Source organism: Actinomycetospora aeridis, from assembly GCF_037400275.1.
In the GTDB taxonomy this organism is placed as follows: Bacteria; Actinomycetota; Actinomycetes; order Mycobacteriales; family Pseudonocardiaceae; genus Actinomycetospora; species Actinomycetospora aeridis.
Window position 1 is genome coordinate 980950 of record NZ_JBBEGL010000002.1, and the last position, 26647, is coordinate 1007596.

General features: G+C 75.0%; 21 protein-coding genes. 8 read left to right on the forward strand and 13 right to left on the reverse strand.

Annotation, left to right across the window (positions count from 1 at the left end):
• Nucleotides 1-94 precede the first annotated feature (94 nt).
• The 3 genes from WCD41_RS10305 (at nucleotide 95) to WCD41_RS10315 (ending at nucleotide 3035) form a co-directional block, all read left to right on the forward strand.
• On the forward strand, nucleotides 95-1006 hold the full coding sequence (locus WCD41_RS10305) for a ParA family protein (protein WP_337713368.1): 912 nt from the start codon (nucleotides 95-97) through the stop codon (nucleotides 1004-1006).
• Complete coding sequence (locus WCD41_RS10310; protein WP_337713295.1) at nucleotides 1003-2115, forward strand: ParB/RepB/Spo0J family partition protein; 1113 nt, start codon at nucleotides 1003-1005, stop codon at nucleotides 2113-2115. The genes WCD41_RS10305 and WCD41_RS10310 overlap by 4 nt, the downstream gene beginning before the upstream one ends.
• Before the next feature lie 245 nt (nucleotides 2116-2360).
• Complete coding sequence (locus WCD41_RS10315) at nucleotides 2361-3035, forward strand: GNAT family N-acetyltransferase (RefSeq protein ID WP_337713369.1); 675 nt, start codon at nucleotides 2361-2363, stop codon at nucleotides 3033-3035.
• Nucleotides 3036-3062: 27 nt separating this feature from the next.
• Here WCD41_RS10315 and WCD41_RS10320 read toward each other — a convergent pair whose 3' ends face one another.
• The 9 genes from WCD41_RS10320 to WCD41_RS10360 all read right to left on the reverse strand — a co-directional run bounded on the left by WCD41_RS10320 (nucleotide 3063) and on the right by WCD41_RS10360 (nucleotide 14704).
• Nucleotides 3063-4220 carry an N-acetylmuramoyl-L-alanine amidase gene (locus WCD41_RS10320; RefSeq protein WP_337713296.1) on the reverse strand — a complete coding sequence of 386 codons (1158 nt, stop codon included), beginning with the start codon at nucleotides 4218-4220 and terminating at the stop codon, nucleotides 3063-3065.
• Between the two features lie 230 nt (nucleotides 4221-4450).
• A complete protein-coding gene (gene trxA / locus WCD41_RS10325; protein ID WP_274203755.1) occupies nucleotides 4451-4777 on the reverse strand; it encodes a thioredoxin in 327 nt (108 codons plus the stop codon).
• A gap of 60 nt (nucleotides 4778-4837) precedes the next feature.
• Entirely contained in the window at nucleotides 4838-5944 is a 1107-nt protein-coding gene (gene trxB, locus WCD41_RS10330; RefSeq protein ID WP_337713297.1) for a thioredoxin-disulfide reductase, read from the reverse strand.
• Nucleotides 5945-5993: 49 nt separating this feature from the next.
• Nucleotides 5994-6647 (reverse strand): RsmA family anti-sigma factor, encoded by a 654-nt coding sequence (locus tag WCD41_RS10335; protein WP_337713298.1) that lies wholly within the window; start codon nucleotides 6645-6647, stop codon nucleotides 5994-5996.
• Entirely contained in the window at nucleotides 6644-7288 is a 645-nt protein-coding gene (gene sigM / locus WCD41_RS10340) for an RNA polymerase sigma factor SigM (RefSeq protein WP_337713299.1), read from the reverse strand. Before sigM ends, WCD41_RS10335 begins: the two co-directional genes overlap by 4 nt.
• Nucleotides 7289-7343: 55 nt before the next feature.
• On the reverse strand, nucleotides 7344-9317 hold the full coding sequence (locus WCD41_RS10345; RefSeq protein ID WP_337713300.1) for a protein kinase family protein: 1974 nt from the start codon (nucleotides 9315-9317) through the stop codon (nucleotides 7344-7346).
• A 124-nt stretch (nucleotides 9318-9441) separates the two neighbouring features.
• Entirely contained in the window at nucleotides 9442-11406 is a 1965-nt protein-coding gene (gene murJ, locus WCD41_RS10350) for a murein biosynthesis integral membrane protein MurJ (protein WP_337713301.1), read from the reverse strand.
• 494 nt (nucleotides 11407-11900) lie between these two features.
• Entirely contained in the window at nucleotides 11901-14279 is a 2379-nt protein-coding gene (locus WCD41_RS10355; RefSeq protein WP_337713302.1) for a DUF6049 family protein, read from the reverse strand.
• A complete protein-coding gene (locus WCD41_RS10360) occupies nucleotides 14276-14704 on the reverse strand; it encodes an NUDIX hydrolase (protein ID WP_337713370.1) in 429 nt (142 codons plus the stop codon). Before WCD41_RS10360 ends, WCD41_RS10355 begins: the two co-directional genes overlap by 4 nt.
• A 179-nt stretch (nucleotides 14705-14883) precedes the next feature.
• Here WCD41_RS10360 and WCD41_RS10365 point away from each other — a divergent pair, with 179 nt between their 5' ends.
• Nucleotides 14884-16383 (forward strand): CCA tRNA nucleotidyltransferase, encoded by a 1500-nt coding sequence (locus WCD41_RS10365; RefSeq protein WP_337713303.1) that lies wholly within the window; start codon nucleotides 14884-14886, stop codon nucleotides 16381-16383.
• Between the two features lie 525 nt (nucleotides 16384-16908).
• Here WCD41_RS10365 and WCD41_RS10370 read toward each other — a convergent pair.
• Complete coding sequence (locus tag WCD41_RS10370) at nucleotides 16909-18354, reverse strand: MFS transporter (RefSeq protein ID WP_337713304.1); 1446 nt, start codon at nucleotides 18352-18354, stop codon at nucleotides 16909-16911.
• A gap of 204 nt (nucleotides 18355-18558) precedes the next feature.
• Between WCD41_RS10370 and WCD41_RS10375 the strand changes: the two genes are divergently transcribed.
• Together WCD41_RS10375 and WCD41_RS10380 are read left to right on the forward strand one after the other, a co-directional pair.
• Entirely contained in the window at nucleotides 18559-19149 is a 591-nt protein-coding gene (locus WCD41_RS10375; protein WP_337713305.1) for a YqgE/AlgH family protein, read from the forward strand.
• A gap of 193 nt (nucleotides 19150-19342) precedes the next feature.
• Nucleotides 19343-19840: a DUF427 domain-containing protein gene (locus WCD41_RS10380; RefSeq protein WP_337713306.1), complete on the forward strand. Its 498-nt coding sequence runs from the start codon at nucleotides 19343-19345 to the stop codon at nucleotides 19838-19840.
• Between the two features lies 1 nt (nucleotide 19841).
• On the opposite strand, the gene WCD41_RS10385 is transcribed toward WCD41_RS10380, so the two are convergent.
• Nucleotides 19842-20318 carry an SdpI family protein gene (locus tag WCD41_RS10385; RefSeq protein WP_337713307.1) on the reverse strand — a complete coding sequence of 159 codons (477 nt, stop codon included), beginning with the start codon at nucleotides 20316-20318 and terminating at the stop codon, nucleotides 19842-19844.
• Between the two features lie 134 nt (nucleotides 20319-20452).
• Between WCD41_RS10385 and WCD41_RS10390 the strand changes: the two genes are divergently transcribed.
• Nucleotides 20453-23368: a leucine--tRNA ligase gene (locus WCD41_RS10390; protein ID WP_337713371.1), complete on the forward strand. Its 2916-nt coding sequence runs from the start codon at nucleotides 20453-20455 to the stop codon at nucleotides 23366-23368.
• Between the two features lie 268 nt (nucleotides 23369-23636).
• Nucleotides 23637-24581, forward strand: a complete 945-nt coding sequence (locus tag WCD41_RS10395; protein ID WP_337713308.1) for a putative endonuclease domain-containing protein — start codon at nucleotides 23637-23639, stop codon at nucleotides 24579-24581.
• 161 nt (nucleotides 24582-24742) lie between these two features.
• Here WCD41_RS10395 and WCD41_RS10400 read toward each other — a convergent pair whose 3' ends face one another.
• Both WCD41_RS10400 and WCD41_RS10405 read right to left on the reverse strand, forming a co-directional pair.
• The gene (locus WCD41_RS10400; protein ID WP_337713309.1) at nucleotides 24743-25825 is read right to left on the reverse strand and encodes an inositol-3-phosphate synthase; all 1083 of its coding nucleotides are present in this window, start codon (nucleotides 25823-25825) and stop codon (nucleotides 24743-24745) included.
• A gap of 58 nt (nucleotides 25826-25883) precedes the next feature.
• Nucleotides 25884-26555 (reverse strand): PadR family transcriptional regulator, encoded by a 672-nt coding sequence (locus WCD41_RS10405; RefSeq protein WP_337713310.1) that lies wholly within the window; start codon nucleotides 26553-26555, stop codon nucleotides 25884-25886.
• Nucleotides 26556-26647: the final 92 nt, after the last annotated feature.

The window sequence follows — 26647 nt, forward strand, 5'->3', positions numbered from 1 at the left end:
AACGCGCGGCGACCGACCCTCTGCCGAGAAGGTGCGCGAGGCCGTCAGCGACGCGGCGGCGAGTGTCGGCGCGGGCGTGGTCGGCGCCGGCGAGGTGCTCTACCCGCAGGACGAGGGCCTCACCCCGATCGCGGAGGAGGCGGCCCGCGCGGCGCGGGTGCTGCACCCCGAGGACCACCGGCTCCCCCGCCCGTCCGAGCGCCGCATCATCACCGTCGCCAACCAGAAGGGCGGCGTCGGCAAGACGACCAGCGCGGTCAACCTCGCCGCGGCGCTCTCGCTGCACGGGGCGCGGGTGCTCGTCATCGACCTCGACCCCCAGGGCAACGCGAGCACCGCGCTCGGGGTCGACCACCGCAGCGGGACGCCGTCGATCTACGAGGTCCTCCTCGGTGAGATGACGATCGACGAGGCTGCGGCCGTGTGCGAGCGCTCGTCGGACCTCCTGTGCGTGCCGGCGACGATCGACCTCGCCGGCTCGGAGATCGAGCTCGTGTCGATGCTCAACCGCGAGTCGCGGCTCAAGAACGCCCTCACGCCCGACGCCCTCGACCGGCTCGACGTGGACTACGTGCTCATCGACTGCCCGCCCTCGCTGGGCCTGCTCACGCTGAACGCGATGGTCGCGGCGCCCGAGGTGCTCATCCCGATCCAGTGCGAGTACTACGCGCTCGAGGGCCTGAGCCAGCTCCTCAACAACATCGCGCTCGTGCAGTCGCACCTCAACCCCGGGCTGCACGTCTCGACGATCCTGCTGACGATGTACGACGGCCGCACCAAGCTCGCCGACCAGGTGACCTCCGAGGTGCGCAACCACTTCGGCGAGGTCGTGCTCCGCACGGTGATCCCCCGCAGCGTCAAGGTGTCCGAGGCACCCGGGTTCGGGCAGACGGTGCTCACCTACGACCCGGGTTCCCGGGGAGCGATGAGCTACCTCGACGCCGCCCGGGAGTTCGCGGCGCGCACGCTCGTGCGACGCCAGCCCGAGGGCGAGGGGGCACGGTGACGGAGCGGACGGACAGGGTCGAGCGGCGGGGCGGGCTGGGGCGCGGGCTCGCCGCCCTCATCCCCACCGGCCCCCCGGAGACGGACGGGACGGCGGGAAACGCCGGGCACGCCGCGCCGCCGCGGCACGGGCTGGGCAACCAGGCGGCCGACGTCGTGTTCGGTGCGCGCCGCACCAACGGCGTCACCACGACCCCCGCGGACGACTCCACCGCCGCGCCCACCGCCGGGGCGGAGCCCTCCGGCGAGGTCGCCGGCGCGGTCTACCGCGAGGTGCGTCTCGACGGGATCCGCCCCAACCCGCGCCAGCCCCGGTCGGTGTTCGACGAGGAGGCGCTCGCCGAGCTCGAGCACTCCATCCGCGAGTTCGGGCTGCTGCAGCCGATCGTCGTCCGCGAGCTGGCCGAGCCGGAGCCGGGGCTCGACGGCGGGCCGTCGCTGACCCACGAGCTCGTCATGGGCGAGCGGCGCTGGCGGGCGGCCCAGAAGGTCGGCCTCGAGCACATCCCGGCCATCGTCCGCCGGACGCCGGACGACACCCTGCTGCGCGACGCGCTGCTCGAGAACATCCACCGCGTCCAGCTCAACCCGCTGGAGGAGGCGGCCGCCTACCAGCAGCTGCTGACCGAGTTCGACGTGACGCACGAGCAGCTCGCCGACCGCATCGGCCGGAGCCGTCCGGCGATCACCAACACGATCCGCCTGCTCCGCCTGCCGGTCGCGGTACAGCGCCGGGTCGCCGCCGGAGTGCTCTCGGCCGGGCACGCCCGCGCCCTCCTGGGCCTGGACGACGCGGCCACCCAGGAGGAGCTCGCGGCCCGCATCGTGGCCGAGGGCCTGTCGGTCCGCGCCGCCGAGGAGGCGGTCACGCTCGCCCGGGGTGACCGGCCGGCGGCGACCAGGCGCGCACCGGCCCGCAAGCCGATGCACGCTCCGGGGCTGCAGGACCTCGCCGAACGGCTGTCGGACACCTTCGACACCCGGGTCAAGGTCGAGCTGGGTCAGCGGAAGGGCCGGATCGTCGTCGAGTTCGGCTCGGTGGACGATCTGGAGCGCATCGCTCGTCTGATGGGACGAGACCCCTCCTCGGGCCCACCATCCCAGGACTGATCGTCGAGGCTCTCAGCGTCGATCTCAGGGCGCCTGAGATCGACGGAGAGCCACGGCCGGCGGCGTCGACGACCGCACCGGGTGACATCGGAACGGCCATTCCTCCACCCGGGGGACCCGGGCGGGGCGGAGCCGGGAGCCGTGACCGTATCCTCGCGTCGGACATCCGGTCGGAGGTCGCCGCGAGGCACAGTCGCCCCCGGCACGAGCCTCAGATGCAGATCGAGTCGGGGAAGGCGGGACGCGTGTCGCGGACCTGTGTCGGGGTCACCCTCGACAACATCGAGGAGCTGCCGAAGCAGAGCCGTCGCTGTGTCTACTGGGAGATCCCCCCGCACCTCAGCGATCAGGCCGAGGAGTTCGGCACGCTCGAGCTCGAGAAGGAGGCCTGGGTCTCCGGTGTCCTGCTCGAGTGGGGCTCCTGCGGGCGGATCGCCCACGTCGACGGCGTCCCGGCCGGCTTCGCCTTCTACGCCCCGCCGACGGTCGTGCCCCGGGCGGCCGCGTTCCCGACGGCGCCCGTGTCCCCCGACGCCGTGCTGCTGTGCGGCGTGCACGTCCTGCCGGACTTCGCCGGCGAGGGTCTCGGCCGCCTGCTCGTGCAGGACGTGGTGCGCGACCTGACGCGCCGCGGCGTCAAGGCGGTCGAGGCGTTCGCCGACGACGGTGAGCGTCCGCGCTCCGAGGGCCACGGGCGCACCGACCAGGGGACACCGACGTGCATCCTGCCGGCGGCGTTCCTGCGAGCCGTCGGGTTCAAGACCGTCGCGCCGCACCCCCGGTGGCCGCGGATGCGCTACGAGCTGCGCACCGGCTTCAACTGGAAGGAGGACGTCGAGGCCGCCATCGCCCAGCTGCTGGGCACCGTGACGATCTCGACGGCCCCGGCCGCCGCCGCGCCCGCACGGGCGAGCGGCTGACCCGGCCCCGCGCGGCCCGCCGGTGAGTCAGACGCCGGCGGGCCGGTTGCTCTCGCGCTGGAGGACCTCGGCCCAGGTGAACGTGCCCGTGGGCTTGTCGTCCTGCCCGAGCAGGTAGAGCCGCTTGACCGCGACGAGGATGCCCTCGGCGACGACGTCGCGGAACCCCGGGTCGAGCAGGGCGGCGCGGTCACGGTCGTTGGTGAGGTAGCCGATCTCGACGCGCACCGCGGGCATCCGCGTCAGCCGCAGCAGCTCCCACGGGCGCGGGTGCACCCCGCAGTCGAGCATGCGCGTGCGCGCCAGCAGCTCGCGGTGGATGAAGCCCGCGAGGGCCTCGCCGACCGTGGAGGTGGCGCCCGTGCCGGTGCCGAAGTGGAACGCGGCGAGGCCGTTGGCGGCCGGGCTGGCGTTGGCGTCGACGTGCAGCGAGAGCACGACGTCGGCACCCGCGGAGTTGGCGAACCCGGCGCGCTCGGCGTCGGTGGGGCAGTCCTGCGGGCCGTGGGAGAGCAGGGCCTCCATGCCGGCGGCCGCCATGCGGCCCTCGAGGCGCCGCGCGATGTCGGCGACGAGGCCGGCCTCGGTGACCGCGTCGGCGCCCTGGCCGACCGACACGCCGCGATCGGCGCCCCCGTGCCCGGGATCGATGACGATCCGCTTCCCCGACAGGCGGGGGCCGGCCTTGTGCAGCCGCTCCTGCTCGCGCAGCAGGCCGGGGCGTCCGCCCGTGACCTTGCGTCCGAGGTAGCCGAGGTGGCGCAGCGTGCGCGGCCCGCACATCCCGTCGGGGCTCATGCCGTAGTCGCGCTGGAAGCTGCGCAGCGCCTGCTCGGTCTGGCGTCCGAAGACGCCGTCCGCGCGGCCGGAGTCGTACCCGAGCTCGAGGAGGCGTTCCTGCAGCGAGAAGACGTCGTCGCCGGTGAGCGGTTGCTGGGTGTTGAGCAGCAGCATGCGGTCGCCGAGCGCCCAGCGGGCGTCGCGCAGCGCCCGGTAGGTCGCCGGGCCGACGATGCCGTCGGTGATCAGCCCACGGTGCTGCTGGAAGATGCGCACCGCCTGCTCGAGCAGATCGTCGAACAGGGCCGGACCGGGCCCGGCGGGCTCGAGGATGCCCATCTCCTCGAGTGCTGCGCGGACCTCGGCGACCGGCGGGCCGGCGTCACCGCGGCTCAGCAGCTGCATGCACTTCGCTCCCGATCGTCCTCGTCCGCTTCCGGACTCCACGTGTGGTCGCGCTTCACTGGCGTCTCATTGTGCCCTGTCCGTGGCGTCACACCGTGCAGCGGGGCACGGTCGATCCGGGGTCGCGGGTCACGGTTCGGGCGCGGCGGGCGCACACGCGACGGCGCCGGGCGGCCGTCGTGGGGACGGTCACCCGGCGCCGGGGCGACGAGCGGTCGATCAGGCAGGAGTCAGGCCAGCACGTCGGAGAGGTCGTCGAGCAGCACGGACTTCGGCTTGGCGCCGACGATCTGCTTGACCGGCTTGCCCCCCTGGAAGACCAGCAGGGTCGGGATCGACATGACCTGGTAGTCCCGCGCCGTGGCCGGGTTCTGGTCGATGTCGAGCTTGGCCACGGTCAGCTTGTCGCCGTGCTCGGCGGCGATCTCCTCGAGGACCGGCGCGACCATCTTGCAGGGGCCGCACCAGGTCGCCCAGAAGTCGACGACGACGGGCTTGTCGCTGCCCAGGACCTCGTCGGCGAAGGTGGCATCGGTGACGTTCACGGGCGCGCTCATCGGCGGCTTTCCTCTCCCAGGGGACGGATGACGGTACTGGTCAGGGCGGTCAGGGGCGGGTCAGGACGGGGCGGGCACGGCGTCGCCCGCGGGCTCGGACGATCCCTCGTCCACCGACCCGTGGGTGCCCCGACGCGCCGTCGGTCCACCGTCGCGGGCGTGGATCGAGTCGAGCTCGTCGACCTCGGCCCCGTCCACCCCCGGGGTGGGCGGCGGCGCGGTGTCGCGGGTGTTGCTCGGCTGCTCGGCGAGCCAGCGCTCGGCGTCGATGGAGGCCTGGCACCCGCTGCCGGCGGCGGTGATCGCCTGGCGGTAGGTGTGGTCCACGAGGTCGCCGCAGGCGAAGACGCCGGGGATGTTGGTGCCGGTGCCGGGCAGGGCCACGCGGACGTAGCCCTCGTCGTCGGTCTCGACGACGTCGCGCACGAGCGCCGAGCGCGGGTCGTGGCCGACGGCGACGAAGAAGCCGCTGACCTCCAGCGTCTCCTCCTCGCCGCTCACGGTGTTGCGGACGCGCACGCCCTCGACGGTGGTGTCGCCGAGGACCTCCTCGACCACCGTGTCCGTCCGGATGGTGATCTTCGGGTCCTTGCGGGCGCGGTCCAGCATGATCCCGGATGCCCGGAACTCGCTGCGCCGGTGCAGGATCGCCACCGACCGGGCGAACCGCGTGAGGAAGGTGGCCTCCTCCATCGCGGAGTCGCCGCCGCCGACCACCACGATGTCGTGGTCGCGGAAGAAGAAGCCGTCACAGGTGGCACAGGCGCTGACGCCGCGGCCCAGCAGCTTCTCCTCGCCGGGGACGCCGAGGTAGCGGGCCTGGGCGCCCATCGCGAGGATGACGGCGCGGGCCTGGTACTCGGTGCCGTGCGCGCGCACCGACTTGACGTCCCCGGTGAGGTCGAGCGCGTCGACGTCCTCGGGGCGCAGCACCGCGCCGAAGCGCTCGGCCTGCCGGCGCATCTGGTCCATCAGCTCGGGGCCCTGGATCTCCTCGGCGAAGCCGGGGTAGTTCTCGACACCGGTGGTGGTCATGAGGGCGCCACCGAACTGGCTGCCCTCGAACACCACCACGTCGAGCTGGGCCCGCGAGGCGTAGACCGCCGCCGTGTACCCGGCCGGTCCCGAGCCCACGATGATTACGTCGTGGATGGTCTGGTCGCTCACGTGGGCGTCAACGTCCCGGGACCCCTCAGGATTCCCCGCGCGGGCCCGCTCACCGGCCGACGAGCGTGTCGGAGACGGTGAGCGGTGTCCCGGGCCCGCATCCCGGCTCCACGACGAGGATGCGGAAGCGCGCGGCCACGCCGGTGGGCAGGACGAGCAGCACGCCGGGCCGGCCGTCCACGACCACCTGCCGGGCCCCGGCGGGCCGGGTGCCGGCCGCCACCCCGTGCGCGGCGAGACAGCCGTCGAGACGGGCCGGGGCGGCGAGCGGCCCGTAGTCCGCGCGACCGAGGCCGGCACGCAGCGCCGACACCCCGTCGCCGCTGCTCAGCCGGGGTGTTCCGGGGACCGGCGCCGCCGTCGGTGCCGGGGCGTCGGTCGACGGCGTAGCCGCGGAGGCGACGACCACCGCCACCACCGCGGCGGCCGCGGCGACCGCCACCGCCACCCCGGCGAGCAGCCGCCGGCGGGGTCGCGCGGGGCCGGGGACGTCGGTCCGGGTCCCTCCGGGATCGGCGCGCTCGGCCGCCAGGGCCCGGTCGATGTCGTCGAGGAGACCCGTCGGCATCGCGGGGGTGCGCGCCCCGTGCGCGGCGAGGTCGGCCCGGGTCCGGGCAAGCGCCGCCGCGACCTCGGGGTCGGCCGGGCCGGGACCGTCGGGGAGGCGGTCGTCGGCGGGCTCCTCGTCTCGGTCGTCGTTCACGATGCCCCTCCTCTCCGGTCCCGTCCGCCCGGGCCACTCGTGGATTGGACGTCGCCGGCGCCCTCGGCGTTCCCGAGCGGGACCACGGTCGCGTCCCGCGGGCGCAGATGGCCGAGCAGCCCGGCCAGACGGCCGCGTGCGCGGGCGCACCGGCTCTTGATGGTGCCCTCCCGCACCCCGAGGATCTCGGCGGTCTCGGTGATGGAGAAGCCGTGGACGTCGACGAGCACGACGGCGAGCCGCTGACCGTCGGGCAGCGCGGCGAGGGCGTCGGCGACGGTCAGCCGGGTCAGGTGGTCGTCGATGCCGTCGCGGGGCGTCGGGAGGTCGTGGCCCGCGAGGGGGTCGACGGCCCGGGTGCGGCGGCGCCGGATGCGGTCGAGGCAGGCGTTGACCGCGATCCGGTGCAGCCAGGTGGAGACCTCCGACTCGCCGCGGTAGCGGTGTGCGCTGCGCAGGGCGGACACGAACGTCTCCTGCACCGCGTCGGCGGCGTCCTCGCGGTGGTCGAGGGTGCGGAAGGCGAGCAGCCACAGCCGCTCGGCGTAGCGGCGCACGATCTCGTCGAACGCCCCTGCCTGGCCCGCCACGTGCGCCGCGAGCAGCTCGCGGTCGCTGCGCGGGTCGGACCGGTCGGGCACGGAGCAGGACGCTAGCCGCGGGCGGCCCGCGGCCGTGGCCGTTCGGGAAAGGTGGTCAGGGCTGGGCGCGCTCGATCGTCACGTCGGCGAGCTCGGTGACGTAGCGGTCGTCGTCGTCCTGCCCCAGCGCCGTGATCCAGACGAGCAGGTTGCCGGTGGGCGGTGCGGCCTGCAGCGGGATCCGCAGCTCGTCGCCCTCGACGGTGCCCGCGCCGAGGAGCTGGGTCCCGGCGATGGGCACGTCCGCCGCGGGCGCCGACCGGATCTCGATGCGGGTGCCGGGGCTGGGCGAGCGCACCGTCACCGCCGACACCGCGGACGGGGCCGTGAAGGTGGTCATCATGCCGATCCCGGGCTTGAGCGCCGGGAGCTGCTGGCGGTACTCCGAGGTCGACCACGTGGTCGACGGGTTGTTGTCGGCCGCGCGGTTGATGCGGGTCGGGTTGTCCGGGCTGCCCGCCGGGCTGTAGACGGCGACGCTGGAGAGCTGTACCGGTCCGGCCGGGGCGGGCGCGGGGGCCGGCGCCGGAGCCCCGGGCGAGGCGGGGGCCGCGGCGGGCGCCGGGGTCTCGGGCGGGATCACCACGACCGGCGGCGCCGACGAGCCGCCGCCGGCCACGACCGAGACGACCTGGTAGGTGACGAACCCGAGGATCGCGAGCGTGGCCAGCACGAGGGCCGTGACGCCGAGGCGGAGCTTGCGCCGGCGGGACGGGTCGGGCCCCGGCTCGGGGACCGCGTCGTCGTGCCAGACCTCGGTGGGGTCGTCGGCGTCGATGGTCTGGCCGTTCTCGAGCACCGGCAGCAGCACGCCGTCGTCCTCGAGGCCCTCCCGCATCTGGGTGACGAGACGGTGCACGGCGGCGGCGGTGCGGATGCCGCCGTCCTCGTCGAGGGTGCGGTCGACGAGCGCGGCGAGCTCCGTCGGCATGTCGGGCCGCAGCTGGCGGGCGGAGACCGGGGCGCCGTCCGGGCCGTGCGGCGCGGGCCGCAGGCCCGCCGGGGTGCGGGCGCCCTCGGCACCGGGCCAGCGGGCGGTGAGGAGCAGGTAGAGCAGGGCGCCGAGGCCGTGGACGTCGTCGGCGTTCGAGGCGTCGCCGCGGGGCATGGGGAACGCGAGGCGGGTGGCCGCCCGGGCGCTGACCCGCACGCGCTGCGGGTGGTCGAGGCCGAGGACGAGCCCGCTGCGGTGCGCGGCGGCCACCGCGTCGGCGAGGGGCTCGATGACGCGCAGCGCCGCGCTGGGGCGCAGGGGGCCGTCGGCGACGAGCTCGGCGAGGTCGCGGCCCGGCGTCCACTCGGCGACCGCGGCGCCGAGCACGCCGGGCGGGAGCGGGCTGCCGCCCGGGCGCACCACGTCCAGGATGCGGGCGGAGTGCGGGTGCTCGAAGTGGGCCGAGCGGGTGGCACGGGACAGCGCCGCGGACGCCCGCGCGTCGCCCTGCCAGGAGCCGACGAGCAGCGTGATGGCGACGTCGCGCTCGAGCATGACGTCGCGGGCCTTCCACAGGGCCGCGTCGGCGCTGCGGTCGCGGCCCACCTCCGCCACCAGCCGGTAGCGGTCGGCGAGCAGGGTGCCCGGCATGAGCTGTCCGGCCGCGGGGAAGGGCCCGGACGGAGGACCGGGGCGTCGCGGGGCCCCGGCGGGACCGGCCTGGCCGCGCCCCGGCCGGCGGGGTGGCGCCGGGAAGGGACCCGACGGCGGACCGGGAGGCCCGGCGGGACCGGGGCCCTGGGCGGCGGGTCCGCGGGGGGACCGTCCGGCGCCGGACCCGTTGGTGCCGCCGTTGCCGGCCGGATCGGGGGTGTCCGCGGTGGCCGTCCCGGACGAGGGGCCGGACGAGGAGCTCGACGACGCGGCCTCGGTGCGCGAGACGTGCATGGTCGGCCCGTCGATGCCGACGCCGGTACGCCGGGGCGGACCCTGCGGCGGGGGCGTGTCGCGCCCCGTCGACTCCCGGCCCGCGGCCTCGGTGTCCTCGGACGAGGGGCTCGCGGGCGAGCGCTCCCCCGACGGTTCGCCGGCCACCGCTCTCACCTCCCCCTCGACGCCGTGCGAGCTTACGGGACCGACGGTCCGCCTCGGGGGACGCCGGGCCCGTCGTGCAGGTTGCCCGGCCGGGGGCGTCGACACGTCACGATCGGCGCGCCGGTCAGCTCGCGGGTGCCTTCCCGCGCCCGACGAGCCGGCGCAGCCGCGAGACCACCGGGTCGAGCTCCGGGACGCGCAGCAGCCGCATCGCGACGGCGACGACGACGAGGAAGATCGTCGAGCCGGTGACGAGCACGATCCACGACCGCAGCACGAGCGAGCCGCTGCCCCCGAGCACCCGCTCGAGCAGGGTCACGCAGAGCACGGCGACGAGCACCGCGACGATCGAGGCCAGCAGCGAGAGCACGAACGTGCGCAGCACCCGGCGGGTGTGCAGGTGGCCCAGGCGCACCCGCAGCCAGATGTTGCCGACGACGAGACCCACGACGAAGCCGAACGCGTTGACCCCGGCCAGGCCGAGCACGACCTGCTCGGGGGGCAGCAGCACCGGGCAGAGGTAGGCCATCGGCACCTTGATCGCGGTGATGATGACCATGATCAGGGTCGGCGTGCGGGCGTCGTTCATCGCGTAGAAGACGCGCATCTGGAGCATGACGACGGCCATCGGGAGCAGACCGAACGCCGACGCCGCCATGGCGCCGCCGAGGGCCGCGGCACCGTCGGGACCGGAGCGCCCGACGCTGAACAGTGCCACGCCGAGCTGGGACCCGAACACCGTGAGCAGCGCGCTCATCGGCAGCAGCGTCACCGTCGAGAGCCGTGTGCCGAGGGACAGGTCGGCGACGACCTGGTCGGTGCGCCCGTTCGCCGCGGCCGCGCTCATCCGGGGCATCAGGGCGGTCAGCAGCGAGACGCCGAGCACCCCGTAGGGCACCTGGATCAGCAGCCAGGCGTAGCTGTAGATGGCCGGTCCGCCGTCGTCCGCCCCGGACGCGACCCGCATGATCGCGGAGAGGCCGACCTGGCTGACCAGCACGTACCCGACGACCCAGGCGGCGAGGCCCCCGAACGCGGAGAGCCGGCGGTCCCACCCGAACCGCCACTTCCACCGGAAGCCGACGCGGCGCATCGCCGGCACCATCACGGCCGCCTGGACGACGATCCCCAGCGTGCTGCCGAGGCCGAGGACCAGCAGCTGGGTGGTCGAGATGCCCACGGGCGGCGAGGGCAGCACCGCGTAGATCCCGAGCGACACGAGCGCGACCACGTTGTTGAGCACCGGGGCCCACGCGGCGGGCCCGAAGTTGGCCCGCGAGTTGAGGATCGCGCCGAACAGGGCGCCCATGCCGTAGAAGAAGATCTGCGGCAGGAGCAGGTACGCGAAGTCCACCGCGAGCTCGACGTCGACGCTCGGATCGAGGTAGGGGCGGATGAGCAGCGGCGCGGCCACCGTCGCCAGGGCGGTGGCGACCAGCAGGCCGACGCTCGCGCCGGAGAGCAGCTTCTGGGCGAACGCGTCGCCGCGGTCGCCGTCCTCCTTCGCGGCCTGCACGAGCACCGGGATGACGACGCTGGTCAGCACGCCGCCGAGCAGGAGCTCGAAGACGATGTTCGGCAGGGTGTTCGCGACGTTGAACGAGCTGCCGACCAGGTTCAGGCCCACGATCGCCGTCAGCCCGAGCGTGCGCAGGAAGCCCGTGAGACGGCTCACGAGGGTCGCGACGGCCATGCCGCCGGAGGCCTTCACGAGCGCCTTGTCGTCGCGCCCGGCCTCGTCGGCGGGCGAGCGCGGCGCGGGGACGGCCGGGGCGTCCTGCTCCAGCGGGGCCCGCGGGAGCAGCACGGTCTCCTCGAGCGACCCGGCGACGCTCCAGGACGCGAGCGGGGCCGGGCGCGCCGTGCGGACGGTCCGCTCGTCGCGGGGGGCCCGGGGCAGGGCCTCGGTGCGGTGCGGGTCGACCGCCGGACGACCGGGCACGGTGGCGTCCAGGTCCCCCGCGTCGGCCGGGTCGGCGGTGCCCGTGACGTCGACGGCCTCGACCGCCGCGGTGGGGGCGGTGAGGCCGGTGGTGGACGGCTCGCCGGCGGCGACGCCCGGGGGCGAGCCCGGCGGGCGCGGAGGCACGGGAGGTGGGCCGCCGTGGGGCGGGCCGCTGCGGGGCGGGCCGCCGCGGGGTGGAGGACCGCCGGGGGGTGGTCCGCCGGACGGCGGCCGTCCCGGCGGTGGGCCCGGGCGGCCGGACGACGGGTGGGGTGGGCGTCCGGGGCCCTGCGGGCGGCCCGGTGCTGCGCCCGCGGGCGCGCCAGGCGGGGGACGTGGGGGCGCGGGCGGGGGCGGCGGCCCGGGGTGGCGCGGGCCGGCCTGCGGTGCCCCGGGAGGCGGGGCCGGCGGGCCCGGCGGGGCCGGAGGTGACGCGGGTCGCGTGCCCGGGGCGTCCGGTCCGCCCGGGGCGTCGGGTCCGTCCGGTGCCCGTCCACGCCCCAGGCCGTCCGCGCGCTCGGGCGGGACGTCGCCGGGGGGCGGCGGCGGGACGACGTCGGGAGCCGCCTCGGGGTCGGGCCGGCGCCCGGTCTCGTCGGCGGGCGCGTCGTCCGGCCGGCGGCCCGGGTCGCGGGCGGTCACCGTTTCTGCAGCTCGCGTGTCGGGAGGTCCGTCCCCTCCGTGCCCCCACCGGTCGGCGGGTCGCCCCGGCGGTGTCTGCGGCGGGACCTCCGGTCGCGTCGGGCCGCCAGCACCCGGCGAGCGATCCGCACGCTCGCCAGGATCACCAGCACGACGGCTGCGGACGCGGTCAACCACACCGTGATCGTGCCGTAGGCCGTCGATCGCAGCAGCAGACGAGCCGTGGGACCGAGAGGTTCACCCCCCGGTGTCTGCGCCCGGGCGTCCACCGCGAACTGTCCGGCGCGGGTCACCTCGACCTCGACCTGCACCTGCCGGCTCCCGAACGCGGGGACGGTGACGACCGGCAGTGGCGCGGTCCGCAGACCGTTCGTGGGCTCGAGCACGACCTGGACGCGCACGGCGACCGGGAGCCGGTTCTCCACCGTGAGCAGCAGCGGGGCGTCGTTGGTGCCCAGCGAGTACGAGCCCGACGGCTGGACGACCCGCACCAGCGAGCGCAGTTCGTCGACCTGGCGCTCGACGGCGCCGAGCTGGGTGTCCTGGGCGGCCGGGTCACCGCGCCAGGACGCGGAGAGGCTGCGCAGCACCCCGTCGGTGAGCGGCTCGACGAAATCCGACGGGGAGGGGGCGCCGACGCCGTCGCGCTCGGTGGCCGCCAGCAGCTCGCGCTGACGGTCGACCACCGCGCCGGCCCGGGCGACCAGGGGTTCGGGCAGCGCGGCGACCTCGCGGGACCCGGTCGTCGCCCGCGGCAGCGGCGTCGTGGCGACGACCGGGCCGACCAGGGCGCCGAGGTCGACCGGGCGGGCGAGACCGAGGCGGGCGAGGTCGGCGATGCCGGTGAGCAGCGCACCCGCCTCGGTCTCGTCCGCGGCCCAGTCGGCGGGCGGGGCGAGCACGTCGACGGCGGGGGCGTCCCCGTCCGGGGTGTCCAGCGCGCGGAGCCCGAGGATCCCGAGGGCGTCCTGGGCCGCGAGGGGGCCGGAGGTCCCGGCGGGGCTGGTGGAGTCCCCCGCGTCGTCGTCCCCGGCGCGCGGGCCGAGCGCCTCGGCCCCGACCGGGTCGAGGGCGACGACCGTCGGACCCTCGCCGGCCGGCTCCGCGAGCCGGGCGAGCGCCCCGGGCGGAGGGGTGCCGGCGAGCACGTCGCCGTCGAGGAGCAGAGTCCGGGTGCCGCCGGAGGCGAGGTCGGCGACGCTGCGCGCGTCGGCGAGGCCACCGGCGGGCCACACGGTGTCGGGCACGGGTTCGACGCCGAGGATGTCGCCCACCCGGCGGGTCGCCGTGGTGATCGCGGCGGCGGTGAGGTCGGGACGGTTGCCGCGGGTCGTCGCCACCAGGTCGGTGCCGGCGTAGGGCAGCGCGGTCACGCACCGTCCCCGGGCCTGGGTGCGCACCGCGTCGAGCCACCGGCCCGCGGCCACGGCGCCGACTCCGAGGACGGTGCCGCCGGGGGTGCGTACCTGGTAGCCCTCGGCCATGGCCTGCGCGGTCTCGAGCAGGTCGGCGTCGACCGCGAGGCACACCGACCGGGCCGGCGCCGAGCCGAGCGGTGCCGACCGGCCGAGGGCGTCGACCAGTCCCGCGAGCCGGCCCCCGGGCGCGAAGGAGGCGGCCAGCTCGTCGTCGGTGAGCAGGGTCGGGGCGCCGGGGACCACGGGGACGCGCCGTGGGCGGTCGGCGAGGGGGTAGAGCAGCGAGACCGCCGCGGCGCGTCCGACCGGCGGCGCGGCGGGCGGCCCCGCGCCCGGAACGCCCACCACCGGCAGGAGGAGGCGGACGGCGCCGAGACGGCCGGCGGCGGAGCTGCCGAGCGCGCCGTCGACGGTCACCACCAGCGGGTGGACGCCGGGCGCGGCGAGCCCCAGCGATCCCGACCCGGACCCGCCCATCGGCACCCGCACCACGAACGGTGCCTCGGTGCCGGGGGCGATCTCGGGCGCCACCTCGACCGTCGGCGTGCGCACCGTCGCGCCGGAGCCCTGCCCCTCGAGCGCGGCGAGGGCCGCCCGCTCGCCGGAGACGGCGGCGCCGCGCTCGAGGCGGACACCGACGTCGCGCGCGGTGACCGCCGACCGGTTCACGACCCGCCCGCTGACGACGAGCTCGCCGGGCCCGTCCGCGGTGACCACCCGCGGCGCCATCGTGTCGAGCACGACCTCGACGGGCCGGGGCGGGTCCGCCCGGGGCGCGGCCGGCGCGGCCGGTGCGGCGACCGCGAGCGGGGAGGCGAGCAGGAGCAGCAGCCCCACGAGTCCCACCACCAGGGCGAGCACGACGCCGGCCCCCGAGGTCCGGGTCGTCCGGGTCGTCCGGGTCGTCCGCGGCGGACGGAGACGACGAACTCCCCGCGGGCGGCGGGGAGGGCTCACGCCGACTCCTCCAGGATCTGGGCGGCGCGGCGCACCAGGCGGCGCTCGTCGGCGTAGGCCAGGCGCGAGTCGAGCTCGCCGAGCGGGACCCACGCCACCTCGGTGACCTCGACGTCCTCGTCGGAGAGCTCCCCGCCGTGGGCGCGGAGCAGGTAGTGGTGCACGGTCTTGTGGATCCGGCGGTCCTCGGCCACGAACCAGTAGTCGATGCTGCCGAGGAACGCCCGCACGGACGCGATGATGCCGGTCTCCTCCTCGACCTCGCGCACGGCGGCCTGCTCGGCGGTCTCGCCCTCCTCGAGGTGCCCCTTCGGGAGGGACCACAGCAGGCGTCCACGGCGGTCGAGGCGCCCGATGAGGGCGGCACTGGCCCCCGTGGCGTCGACGACGAGGCCCCCCGCCGAGGTCTCGTCGACCGTGCGCATCCGCCGCCGGGAGCCCCGTCGTCGCCGGTCGCCGGACCGGCGTGACGGGCTGGACACGCCCGCGATCGTACGGCGCCCCTGCGGTGACGGGGATCTGTCGGCCGGTCGACGCGCGGGTGTCGTTCTCGGGGATCCGCCCTTCCCGGCGACTCCTCCTGCTCGCGGTACGCTGTCCCGTCGTGCCCGGACCCGCGCCAGCCCCCTCGTCCACGACCGGCGCCGATCATGCGGCGGTGGTCGAGATGTTGAGCTACGCCCCCGTGGCCGACGAGCTCGCCCGGCGGTTCGCCGACGCCGGCCACCGCCTCTACCTCGTCGGCGGCAGCGTGCGTGACGCGCTGCTCGGTCGGTCGTCGAGCGACCTGGACTTCACCACCGACGCGCGGCCCGACGCGATCCAGCGGCTCGTGTCGGGGTGGGCGGACGCGGTGTGGGACACGGGCATCGCCTTCGGCACGGTCGGCGCGGTCCGTCACGGCGTGACCTGCGAGATCACCACCTTCCGTGCCGACGCCTACGACGGCGTGACCCGCAACCCGGTCGTCGCGTTCGGCGACACCGTCGAGGGTGACCTCGTGCGGCGGGACTTCACCGCCAACGCAATGGCGCTCTCGCTGCCCGACCGGACGTTCGTCGACCCGTACGGCGGGCTCGCGGCCCTGGCCCGCGGCGTGCTGGACACCCCGACCGACCCGACCACCTCCTTCACCGACGACCCGCTGCGCCTGCTGCGCGCCGCGCGGTTCGTCTCGCAGCTCGGCTTCGAGGTCGCGCCGCGGGTGCGGGAGGCGATGACGGCGATGGCCCCGCAGCTTGCCCGGATCACCGCCGAGCGGGTGCAGACCGAGGTCTCGAAGCTGCTGCTCGGCACCTACCCGCGCCGCGGCATCGAGCTGATGGTCGACACGGGACTGGCCGACGTCGTGCTGCCCGAGGTGCCGGCGATGCGCCTGGAGATCGACGAGCACGCCCAGCACAAGGACGTCTACGAGCACTCGCTGACGGTGCTGGAGCAGGCGATCGGACGGGAGAGCCCGGACGACGGCGGGCCCGACCTCGTGCTGCGCCTGGCCGCGCTGCTGCACGACATCGGCAAGCCCGCGACGCGCAAGGTCGAGCCGGGTCGGCGCGTGAGCTTCCACCACCACGAGGTCGTGGGCGCGAAGATGACCCGCAAGCGGCTGCGGGAGCTGCGGTACCCGAAGCACGTCATCGAGGACGTCGCGCAGCTCGTGTTCCTGCACCTGCGCTTCCACGGTTACGGCAAGGGCGAGTGGACCGACTCGGCCGTCCGCCGTTACGTCACCGACGCCGGGCCCCTGCTCGAGCGCCTGCACAAGCTGGTGCGCTCGGACTCGACGACCCGCAACAAGCGGCGGGCCGCGGCCCTGCAGCGCTCCTACGACGACCTCGAGGAGCGGATCACCCGGATCGCCGAGGAGGAGGACCTCGCGCGGGTGCGCCCCGACCTCGACGGCAACGCGATCATGGAGCTGCTGGGGATCCCGCCGGGACCGCTGGTGGGGAGGGCGTGGCGCCACCTCAAGGACGTCCGCCTCGAGCGCGGGCCGCTGGACCACGACGAGGCCCGCGAGGAGCTGCTGCGCTGGGCCGCCGACCAGGGGATCGGCACCGGGATCGAGACCGGGATCGAGACCGGGACGGAACCGGACGCCTGACGCCTGCGTCGAACCGGGTGTGACATCTCTGGCCTACGTGTTCGGCACCGGGGAGGGTCCGGTGCACCGGCACGTCTCCGCCGCCGACCTCGACCTCGGCCCGGCCGGCGACGCCGATGCGGTGGCGCTCGACTTCGACGGCGACGGGCGGGTCGACGACGCGCTGTGGGACGCCGACGGCGACGGCGTCGCCGACCACTCGGTGCTCGACCTCGACGACGACGGCCGTCCGGACCACGCCTACACCGACCCGTCCGGGCGGGGGCTGTGGGATGCGCGGGCGGCGTTCGACGCGGGATCGACCACGGGGCCGGCGGTGGGTGCGTCGCTGACCTGGTCCGACGTGCGCGGGCGCTCGGCACAGGGGGTGGCGGCGCTCGACACCGACGGCGACGGGGTGCTCGACGGCGTCGCGGTGGACGCCGACCACGAGCCGGGCACGGAGGTGGTGTCCGACCTCGACGGCGACGGGCGCGCCGAGCAGCTGCTCGTCGACGCGGACGGCGACGGGCGCGCGGAGCTCGCCTACCTGTCGTCCGGGCCGGGGCCGTCGGCGCGCTGGGACGTGCTGCTCGTCGACACCGACGGCGACGGTGCCGTGGACGCGCTGGTCGCCGAGGGTGCGGCCGGCTGGGTGCCGCCCTGACGGTCCTGCTGCCAGCGCAGGGCGAGCTCGTGCACCACCAGGCCGAGCAGGTAGATCGCGGCGGCCAGCACGAGGAGCAGCGGCGAGCGCCCGCTCGGCGGCGCGAGGAAGGCCGCACCGGCGACGGCGACGACGTAGGTGACGTTGAAGGTGGTGTCCGACAGCGAGAACACCCGCCCGCGGACGTCGTCGCCCACCTCGCGCTGCACGGCGGCGTCCGAGCAGAGCTTGATCGCCTGGCCCACGAGCCCGAGCACGAACGAGCCCGCGAGGATCGTCGGCAGCGTCATCGGGAGCCCGAGCCCGAGCAGGGCGACGGCAGCGAGCACGAGCATCACGCGCACGGTGCCGGCGCGCCCGACCTTGCCGGTGAGCCACGGCGTCACCACCGCGGCGACCCCGAGACCCGCGGCGACGGCGGCCACCACCTCGCCCAGCCCGGCGATCCCGGCCTTGAACGGGCCGACGTCGGTCAGCGAGTTGCGCATCAGCAGCATCACCACGAGCGTCGTGACGCCGAACGCCAGCCGGTGGGCGGCGACCGCACCGAACGCGGCCAGCACCCCGGGGGCGTCACGGGCGGCCCGCGCCCCGTCGGCGAGGCCATGCGCCACGGCCCGCAGCGCCTGCGCGGCCTCGGTGCGCTCGTCGGGCCCGAGGGAGCCCCGGACGATCGTCGCGGCGACGAGCACGATCACGAGCGAACCGACCGCGGCGACGGACGTCGTCCACGCAGCGTCGGCGTCCTCGGGGCCGATGATCCCGCGGACCCCGATCGCGCAGCCGGCGCCGATCGCGGCGGCGACCGCGCCCGACGTCGTGACCAGCGAGTTCGCGCCGATGAGGTGTTCGGGGGCGACCACGTGCGGCAACGCCGCGGACAGGCCGGCCTGGATGAAGCGGCTCACGCCGATGGTGGCCAGCGCGCCCAGGTAGAGCGCCGGGCCCGTGACCCCCGCGAGCACCACGCCCGCCGTGAGCAGCGTCAGCACCCCGCGCACGGCGCCCGCGACGACCATCACCCGGCGCCGGTCCCACCGGTCGAGCAGCGCGCCGGCGAACGGGCCGATCAGTGAATACGGCAGCAGGACGGTGGCCAGACCGAGCGCGACCATGACGGGGTCGGCCTCGCGCTCCGGGCTGAACAGCACCAGGCCGCCGAGGGCCGCCTGGAACACGCCGTCGCCCCACTGGGCGGCCAGCCGCACCGTCAGCAGCTTGCCGAAACCGGGGTGCAACAGGAGCTCACGGAGCCGCCGGACCGGCCCGCGGGACAGGGTCGCGCCCTCGGCCGCCGGAGCGGTCGGGCCAGGTGCGACGGACACGGGCGTCCACGCTACGCGGTCGGGGGCGGGAGCGGTCCCGGGAGCCGATGTCCGATATCGGCACCTGTTCGGGGGACCCCGGTGCCCCGTCCCACCGCCCGCTCCCCGGCACCCGGCCCACCGACCCCGGCGCCGTTCGTGACCACCGCGTGACCATGCCGACGTGCCTGCCGCGACGTGATGTGCCGGTGCGACGATGGATGCGTGGCCAGTGGTGTGGGTGAGCATCAGCAGGCCGAGGTCGAGGCGGGGACGCTCCTCGTGGCCGCCCCGACCCTGACCGACCCGAACTTCGCGAGGTCGGTCGTGTTCATCATCGACCACCGCCCCGCCGGCACCCTCGGCGTCGTGCTCAACCGGCCCAGCGAGGTCTCCGTCGCCGACGTCCTGCCGTCGTGGGGACCGCACACCACCAGCCCGGACGCGGTCTTCGTCGGCGGACCGGTCGAGCAGCGCACCGCCCTGTGCCTCGCGGCCCTGCGCACCGGCGAGGACCCGGCCAGCACCGGCGGCGTCGTCGGCGTGCGGGGGCCGGTGGCGCTGGTCGACCTCGACGGCGACCCCGACGACCTCGCCCCCCGCGTCCGCGGCCTGCGCGTGTTCGCCGGCTACTCCGGCTGGGACCGCGGCCAGCTCCACGGCGAGATCGGCCGCGGCGACTGGTACGTCGTGCCGGCGCTGCCCGACGACGTCCTCGCGCCCGCCGGCTACGACCTCTGGGGCGGCGTGCTGCGCCGCCAGGGCGTCCCCCTCGCCCTCCTCGCGACCCACGTCAGCGAGCCGCGCCGCAACTGAGCCGCGCCGCCCCCTTCCGCAGCGAACGCGCTGTTCGCTGCTTCTCTGCGTCCGAAGTCCCCGTTCGCGACGCACGCCGTCGCAGGTCCGCGCACGGGTGTTGCAGCGAACGCGCTGTTCGCTGCTTCTATGCGTCCGAAGTCCCCGTTCGCTCGCCGGGCCTCACGCCGCCGAACCACCTAGCGTCAGCTCCGTGCGACGCGTCGAACCCGGACCCGGGCAGGAATCGGTGTGGGACTACCCCCGCCCCCCGCGGGCCGAGGCCGTACGCCGGCGTGCGGTGGTGACCCACGCAGGCACGGTCGTCGTCGACACCGACGACCTCGTCCGCGTGCTCGAGACGAGCCACCCGCCGACGTGGTACCTGCCGCGCACGGCGTTCGCCGACGGCGTCCTGCGCCCGGCGCAGCGCCGCACGGTCTGCGAGTGGAAGGGCACCGCGCGCTACGTCGACGTCGTGGTCCCCGGCGCGGCGCCGCTGGAGGACATCGGCTGGTGGTACCCGGAGGACGACGTGAGCGCCGTCTACCCCCAGCTCGCCGACCGCGTCGCGCTCTACCCCGCCCCGTTCGACGAGATCACCCTCGACGGCGAGCGGGTCGAGCCGCAGCCGGGCGGGTTCTACGGCGGCTGGATCACCGCGGACGTCGTCGGCCCGTTCAAGGGCGCGCCGGGCACCTGGGGCTGGTGACTCAGGTCACGGCCTGCGCGCGGGGGCAGATCGAGCACGACCCGCCGCAGATCCCGGTGGCGGGCGCGCAGTCGGCGGGCCTCTCCTCGGGGGTGACGGCCGTGCACGGCGTCGCGGGCAGCGCCATGAGCGCGTCGTTCTCGGCGTGCTCCGCGTCGGCGAACCGCGAGCCGATGACGCCCCCGGCGCCGAGCAGGCCGACCAGGGCGAGCGCCCCGAGCACGAGCATCGTCACGGCGGCCGCGGTGGTGGCGGCCAGGGGCGCGGCGACCGCCCCGACGAGCCCGGCGAGGCCGGCGCCGACGAACGCCGGCGCGGCGGCGCGGTTGGCGCGACGGAAGGCGTCGACGCTGCCCATGGTCCACACGGTGCGCACGCCGAGCACGCGGTTGCGGGGCAGGCGGTGGAACATCGCGAGGACGCCGGCGCCGCCCACCACCAGGGCCGCCACCGCCAGGACCAGGGCCGGGACGATCACACCCCCAGAGTAGGCTCGATGCGTCCTCGCAGGGATCCGCGGTGCCCCGTCGTGCGGCGCCGGACCCGCCGCGGGATCCCGCGGGAGGACCCCAGGTCGAGCCCCAGGAGGAAGTCGTGACCGCCGAGCCCGAGGTGGCGAGCCGCGCCGACAGCGTCGAGAGCGCCGGCAGCGGCAACAGCGGCCACGGCGCACCGCCGTACCGCTACACCGCCGCGCTCGCGAACGAGATCGAACGGCGCTGGCAGGACCACTGGGAGTCCGCGGACACCTTCGCGGTGGCGAACCCGTCCCCGGACGGCCCGCCGCCCGAGGGCGAGAAGTTCTACCTGATGGACATGTTCCCCTACCCGTCCGGCGCCGGGCTGCACGTCGGGCACCCGCTGGGGTTCATCGGCACCGACGTCCTGGGGCGCTTCCTGCGCATGAGCGGGCGCACCGTGCTGCACACCATGGGCTTCGACGCGTTCGGTCTGCCCGCCGAGCAGTACGCGGTGCAGACCGGGACGCACCCGCGGACCACGACCGAGGCGAACATCGCGCGCTACCGCGCCCAGATCCGTCAGCTCGGCCTGGCCCACGACCAGCACCGCTCGGTGTCCACCACGGACACCGACTTCTACCGGTGGACGCAGTGGATCTTCCTGCAGATCCACGGTTCCTGGTACGACACCGAGGCCGGCCGCGCCCGGCCGATCAGTGAGCTCTCCGACGAGCTCACCGCCGGCATCCGCGCGCTGCCCGACGGCCGGGACTGGACGACGCTCTCGCGGCCCGACCAGGACCGCGTCCTCGACTCCCACCGGCTGGCCTACCTGGCCGATGCCCCGGTGAACTGGTGCCCGGCGCTGGGCACGGTGCTCTCCAACGAGGAGGTCACCGCCGACGGGCGTTCCGAGCGCGGCAACTTCCCGGTGTTCCGGCGCAACCTGCGCCAGTGGATGATGCGGATCACCGCGTATGCGGACCGCCTGGCCGACGACCTCGACGGCGTCGACTGGCCCGAGTCGGTCAAGACGATGCAGCGCAACTGGATCGGACGCTCGCAGGGCGCCCAGGTCCGGTTCGACTCCGCCGCGGGCCCGATCGAGGTGTTCACCACCCGTCCCGACACCCTGTTCGGCGCGACGTACCTGGTGCTGGCGCCCGAGCACCCGCTGGTCGACGCGCTCACGCCCGACGCCTGGCCGTCACCGCTGACGGGCGAGGAGCTGGACGGCCGCTGGACCGGCGGCGCCACGACGCCTGCGGAGGCGATCGAGGGCTACCGCCGCGTCGTCGCCTCGCGCTCGGACCTCGAGCGCCAGGAGGCCCGCGACAAGACCGGTGTCTTCACCGGCGCCTGGGCCACCAACCCCGTCAACGGCGAGCCGCTGCCGGTCTTCGTGGCCGACTACGTCCTCATGGGCTACGGCACCGGCGCGATCATGGCGGTGCCCGGCCAGGACCAGCGCGACTGGGACTTCGCGACGGTGTTCGGGCTGCCCATCCGCCGGACGGTCCAGCCGCCGGACGACTTCGCCGGTGAGGCGTACGTCGGCGCGGGCCCGGCGATCAACTCCGCCAACGACGAGATCAGCCTCGACGGCCTCGAGGTCGACCCGGCCAAGGCCGCGATCGTCACCTGGCTGGCCGGCAAGGGCGCCGGCGAGTCGGTGGTGCAGTACAAGCTGCGCGACTGGCTGTTCTCCCGTCAGCGCTACTGGGGCGAGCCGTTCCCGGTGGCGTACGCGGCCGACGGCGAGACCGACGGCGGCCCGTCGATCCCGCGCGCGCTGCCGGACGCGGACCTGCCGGTACTGCTGCCCGACGTCGAGGACTACTCGCCGAAGTCGTTCGCGCCCGACGACCGCGACTCCTCGCCGGAGTCGCCCCTCGCGCGGGCCACGGAGTGGGTCCACTTCGACGAGGACCTGCCCTCGGACCCGGAGCGGGCGTTCGCCGAGTACCTGCGCGAGACCAACACGATGCCCCAGTGGGCCGGCTCGTGCTGGTACTACCTGCGCTACCTCGACCCGCACAACGCGCAGCGCTTCGTCGACCCCGACGTCGAGCGCTACTGGCTCGGGCCGCGCTCGCCGGGCGACCCGGGCGGCGTCGACCTGTACGTCGGCGGCGTCGAGCACGCCGTGCTGCACCTGCTGTACTCGCGGTTCTGGCACAAGGTCCTCTTCGACCTCGGCCACGTGACGTCGTCGGAGCCGTTCCGCAAGCTGTTCAACCAGGGCTACGTGCAGGCCTGGGCCTACACCGACGCGCGTGGGGTCTACGTGCCGGCGGAGGAGGTCGTCGAGGACTCCTCCTCGGCCACCGGATTCACGTGGAACGGTGAGCCGGTCCGCCAGGAGTACGGGAAGATGGGCAAGTCGCTGCGCAACGTGGTGACGCCCGACGAGATGTGCGACGCCTACGGCGCCGACACCTTCCGGCTCTACGAGATGTCGACCGGCCCGATGGAGGCCTCGCGGCCCTGGTCCACGCGCGACGTCGTCGGCTCGCACCGCTTCCTGCAGCGCGTGTGGCGGCTGGTGATCGACGAGCAGACCGGCGAGCTGCGGGTCTCCGACGCCGAGCCGGACCGCGAGACCCTGACCGCCCTGCACCGGGCGATCGACGGCGTGCGCACCGACCTCCCGGCGATGCACTACAACACGGCGGTCGCCAAGCTCATCGAGCTGGCGAACCACCTGACGAAGACCTATCCGAACGGCGGCACGCCGCGGTCGGTGGTCGAGCCGCTGGTGCTGCTGCTCGCGCCGCTGTGCCCGCACCTGGGCGAGGAGCTGTGGTCGCGTCTGGGCCACCCGGGGTCGCTGGCCTACGAGCCGTTCCCCGAGGCCGACCCGGCGCTGCTGGTCGAGGACTCGGTGGAGTACCCCATCCAGGTCAACGGAAAGGTCCGCTCGCGGATCACGGTGCCCGCGGCCGCCGTCGAGGCCGACGTCCGCGCCGCCGCCCTGGCCGACGCCAAGGTGGCCGAGCTCCTCGCGGGCGCCGAGCCGCGCAAGGTCATCGTGGTGCCCGGGCGCCTGGTGAACATCGTTCGCTGAGCCCGGGAGCGCGCGCGGCCCGTTGAGCGAAGGGCACCTTCGGTCGAATAGATGGGCGAGGGGCGCCCCTCGCCGGAACGCGGGCCGCGGCTGAACCGAGCGCGGTTCTGAGCGAAGGGCACCTCCGATCGGATAGATGAGCGAGGGGCGCCCCTCGCCAGAACGCCGGCCCAGCGCCGACCCGCATCGGCGCCGAGCGTGGTTCTGAGCGAGAGGCCCCTTCGTTCAGAAAGGGATCCGGCGGGGCCGCCGCTGCGTCGAACCCGGTATGCCTCGTCGTGCACGGGTCGACTGGGACGCGGTCAACGCTGCCGCTCCCGACGGCCTCATCCTTGTCCGTGATCTCCGCGCGCTCGGCGTCCCGTCGAGCACGATCGCCTTCCGGTGCCGCAAGGTCGGTGGCTCCTGGTGGCGCCCGCTCCTCGGGCTCGTGGCCCTGGCCAGGGGAACGCTCACCGTCCACCAGCGCCTCGTCGCCGCCCTGCTCGTCACCGGGGAGAGCGCGCTCGTCACCGGGCTCGCCGCGTGCCGGCTGCACGGACTGCGGAACGTGCCCGACCACGAGGTCGTCCACGTCCTGATCGGCCACAAGGTTCGTCACCGATCCGAGAACTTCCTGCTCGCCGAACGCACGAAGCGGATGCCGACGTCCCGCGTGCTCGACGACGTCCGCTGCGCGGCGCTACCCCGGGCCCTGCTCGACGGCGCCCGCCGTCTCATGCGGATCGACGAGGTGCGCGCCCTCCTGTGCGAGGCGGTGCAGCGGCACATGGTGACCGTCGCCGCCCTCCGCGAGGAGATCGAGGCGGGCTCGTGCCGTGGAGCCGCCCTGGTGCGCACCGTCATCGTCGAGCTCGAGGACGGCATCCGCTCCGCGGCCGAGGCGTGGCTGCGCGACCTGGTCAACGGTATGGACGACTTCCCCGTCGTCCGCTGGAACGCCGATCTCCGCCGCCCGGACGGCTCCCTGCTCGCCCGCGTCGACGGACTGGTCGAGGGCGTCCCGCTGGTGATCGAGCTCCACTCGTTCGAGCACCACGCCGACCTCGACACCTTCGACGCGACCATGCGGCGACAGGGCGAGCTCGGTGCGGCCGGGTACATCGTCGTCCCCGTCACCCCGAGGGAGCTGCGGGAGGACCCGGACGGCGTCCGGCGCAAGCTGCGGGCCGCCCTCGAGGAGGCCCGGGCCCTGACCGCCCGCGCGGCGTGACCGCTCACCGACCCCGTGATGAGCGAAGGGCCCCTTCGGTCGATCTATCCGACCGAAGGGGCCCTTCGCTCACAACCGGCTCGCACCGAGGTTTTCGGCGAAGGGCGCCCCTCGCCGGTCTATCCGATCGAAGGTGCCCTTCGCTCAGAAACCCGGAACCGTCAGGCCGGGCCGCGCTCGCCGCGGATGAACTCCTCGACGCGGTCGTAGGCCACGGAGTCGCGGTACTGCTCCGGCGGCGACTTCATGAAGTACGACGACGGCGCGAGCAGCGGGCCGCCGATGCCGCGGTCGGCGGCGATCTTCGCGGCGCGGACGGCGTCGATGATGATCCCCGCGGAGTTCGGGGAGTCCCACACCTCGAGCTTGTACTCGAGCGAGAGGGGCACGTCGCCGAACGCGCGGCCCTCGAGGCGCACGTACGCCCACTTCCGGTCGTCGAGCCACGGGACGTGGTCCGACGGGCCGATGTGGACGTTGCCCTTGCCCATGTCGCGGTCGATCTGCGACGTCACCGAGTTGGTCTTCGACGTCTTCTTCGACTCCAGGCGCTCGCGCTCGAGCATGTTCTGGAAGTCCATGTTGCCGCCGACGTTGAGCTGCATCGTGCGGTCCAGGTGGACGCCGCGGTCCTCGAAGAGCTTCGCGAGGACGCGGTGGGTGATCGTGGCGCCCACCTGGGACTTGATGTCGTCGCCGACGATCGGGACGCCCGCGTCGGTGAACTTCTGCGCCCACTCCGGGTCGGAGGCGATGAAGACCGGCAGCGCGTTCACGAACGCCACGCCGGCGTCGATGGCGCACTGCGCGTAGAACTTGTCGGCGTCCTCGCTGCCCACCGGCAGGTAGGAGACGAGCACGTCGGCGCGGGCCTCGCGCAGCGCCGCGACGATGTCGACCGGCTCGCTGTCGGCCTCGGTGATGATCTCGCGGTAGTAGCGGCCGAGGCCGTCGAGGGTGTGGCCGCGCTGGACGGTCACCCCGGTCGGCGGGACGTCCGCGAACTTGATCGTGTTGTTCTCCGACGCAGAGATGGCGTCGGCGAGATCCTGGCCGACCTTCTTGGCGTCGACGTCGAACGCGGCCACGAACTCGAGGTCACGGACGTGGTAGCCGCCGAAGTCGACGTGCATCAGACCCGGCACCCGCTGGGCGGGGTCGGCGTCGGCGTAGTAGTGCACGCCCTGCACGAGCGACGCGGCGCAGTTGCCCACGCCCACGATCGCCACTCGGACCGAACCCATGGCTGTTCTCCTCTTTGTCTCTTTCTCGGGGGTGACGGGTGACGGACGGACCTGGGGCTCAGGCGCCGTGCGGGGACGGGCGGGCGTCGGCGCCCGGCTCGTCGTCGGGGGAGGTGGACGGGGTGGGGCTCTCGCCGCGCTCGGCCGCGATCAGCTCGTTGAGCCAGCGGACCTCGCGCTCGGTGGACTCGAGACCGATCCGGTGCAGCTCGCGCGTGTAGTGGTCGATCTGCTCGCCCGCCCGGGAGACCGTCGATCGGAGGCCCTCGCGGCGTTCCTCGACCTGCCGGCGTCGTCCCTCGAGGATGCGCATCCGCACCTCGACCGGGGTCCGCGAGAAGAAGGCCAGGTGGATGCCGAAGCTCTCGTCGTCCCAGGCCTGGGGCCCGACCTCGCCGAGGAGCTCGTCGAACCGGTCCTTGCCCTCGGCCGTTAGCTCGAACACCCGCCGCCCGCGCCGCGTCTTGGACTTCGAGCCCCAGGAGCTCCGCGACGCCGACCGCGACCGGGAGGACGCAGCGGTCTCGGCGCCCTCGTCGTCGGCCTCGCCCGCCGTGGTGTCGGTGGTCTCGGCGATGAGGCCGGCGCGCTGCAGCCTGCGCAACGTCGGGTAGAGCGACCCCCAGGAGAAGGCCCGGAAGGTGCCGAGGCGGGCATGCAGCTGCTTGCGCAGCTGGTAGCCGTGCATCGGCGCCTCGTGGAGCAGGCCGAGCACCGCGAGCTCGAGCACGGCCACCTCCCCCGCTGTGTCGTCCGGACCGCCCGTCCCGATCACCGGCCCGTCGTGGCGATCACGACGACCTTGTGCCCGACCATATCGGA

What these genes read in the sequence shown, in the direction of transcription:
- WCD41_RS10360 (WP_337713370.1), bottom strand. Translation starts at nt 14,704, where the DNA reads ATGCGCACGGTCGACGAGACCTCGGCGGGGGGCCTCGTCGTCGACGCC.
- trxA (WP_274203755.1), bottom strand. Translation starts at nt 4,777, where the DNA reads ATGAGCGCGCCCGTGAACGTCACCGATGCCACCTTCGCCGACGAGGTC.
- WCD41_RS10320 (WP_337713296.1), bottom strand. Translation starts at nt 4,220, where the DNA reads ATGCAGCTGCTGAGCCGCGGTGACGCCGGCCCGCCGGTCGCCGAGGTC.
- WCD41_RS10400 (WP_337713309.1), bottom strand. Translation starts at nt 25,825, where the DNA reads ATGGGTTCGGTCCGAGTGGCGATCGTGGGCGTGGGCAACTGCGCCGCG.
- WCD41_RS10395 (WP_337713308.1), top strand. Translation starts at nt 23,637, where the DNA reads ATGCCTCGTCGTGCACGGGTCGACTGGGACGCGGTCAACGCTGCCGCT.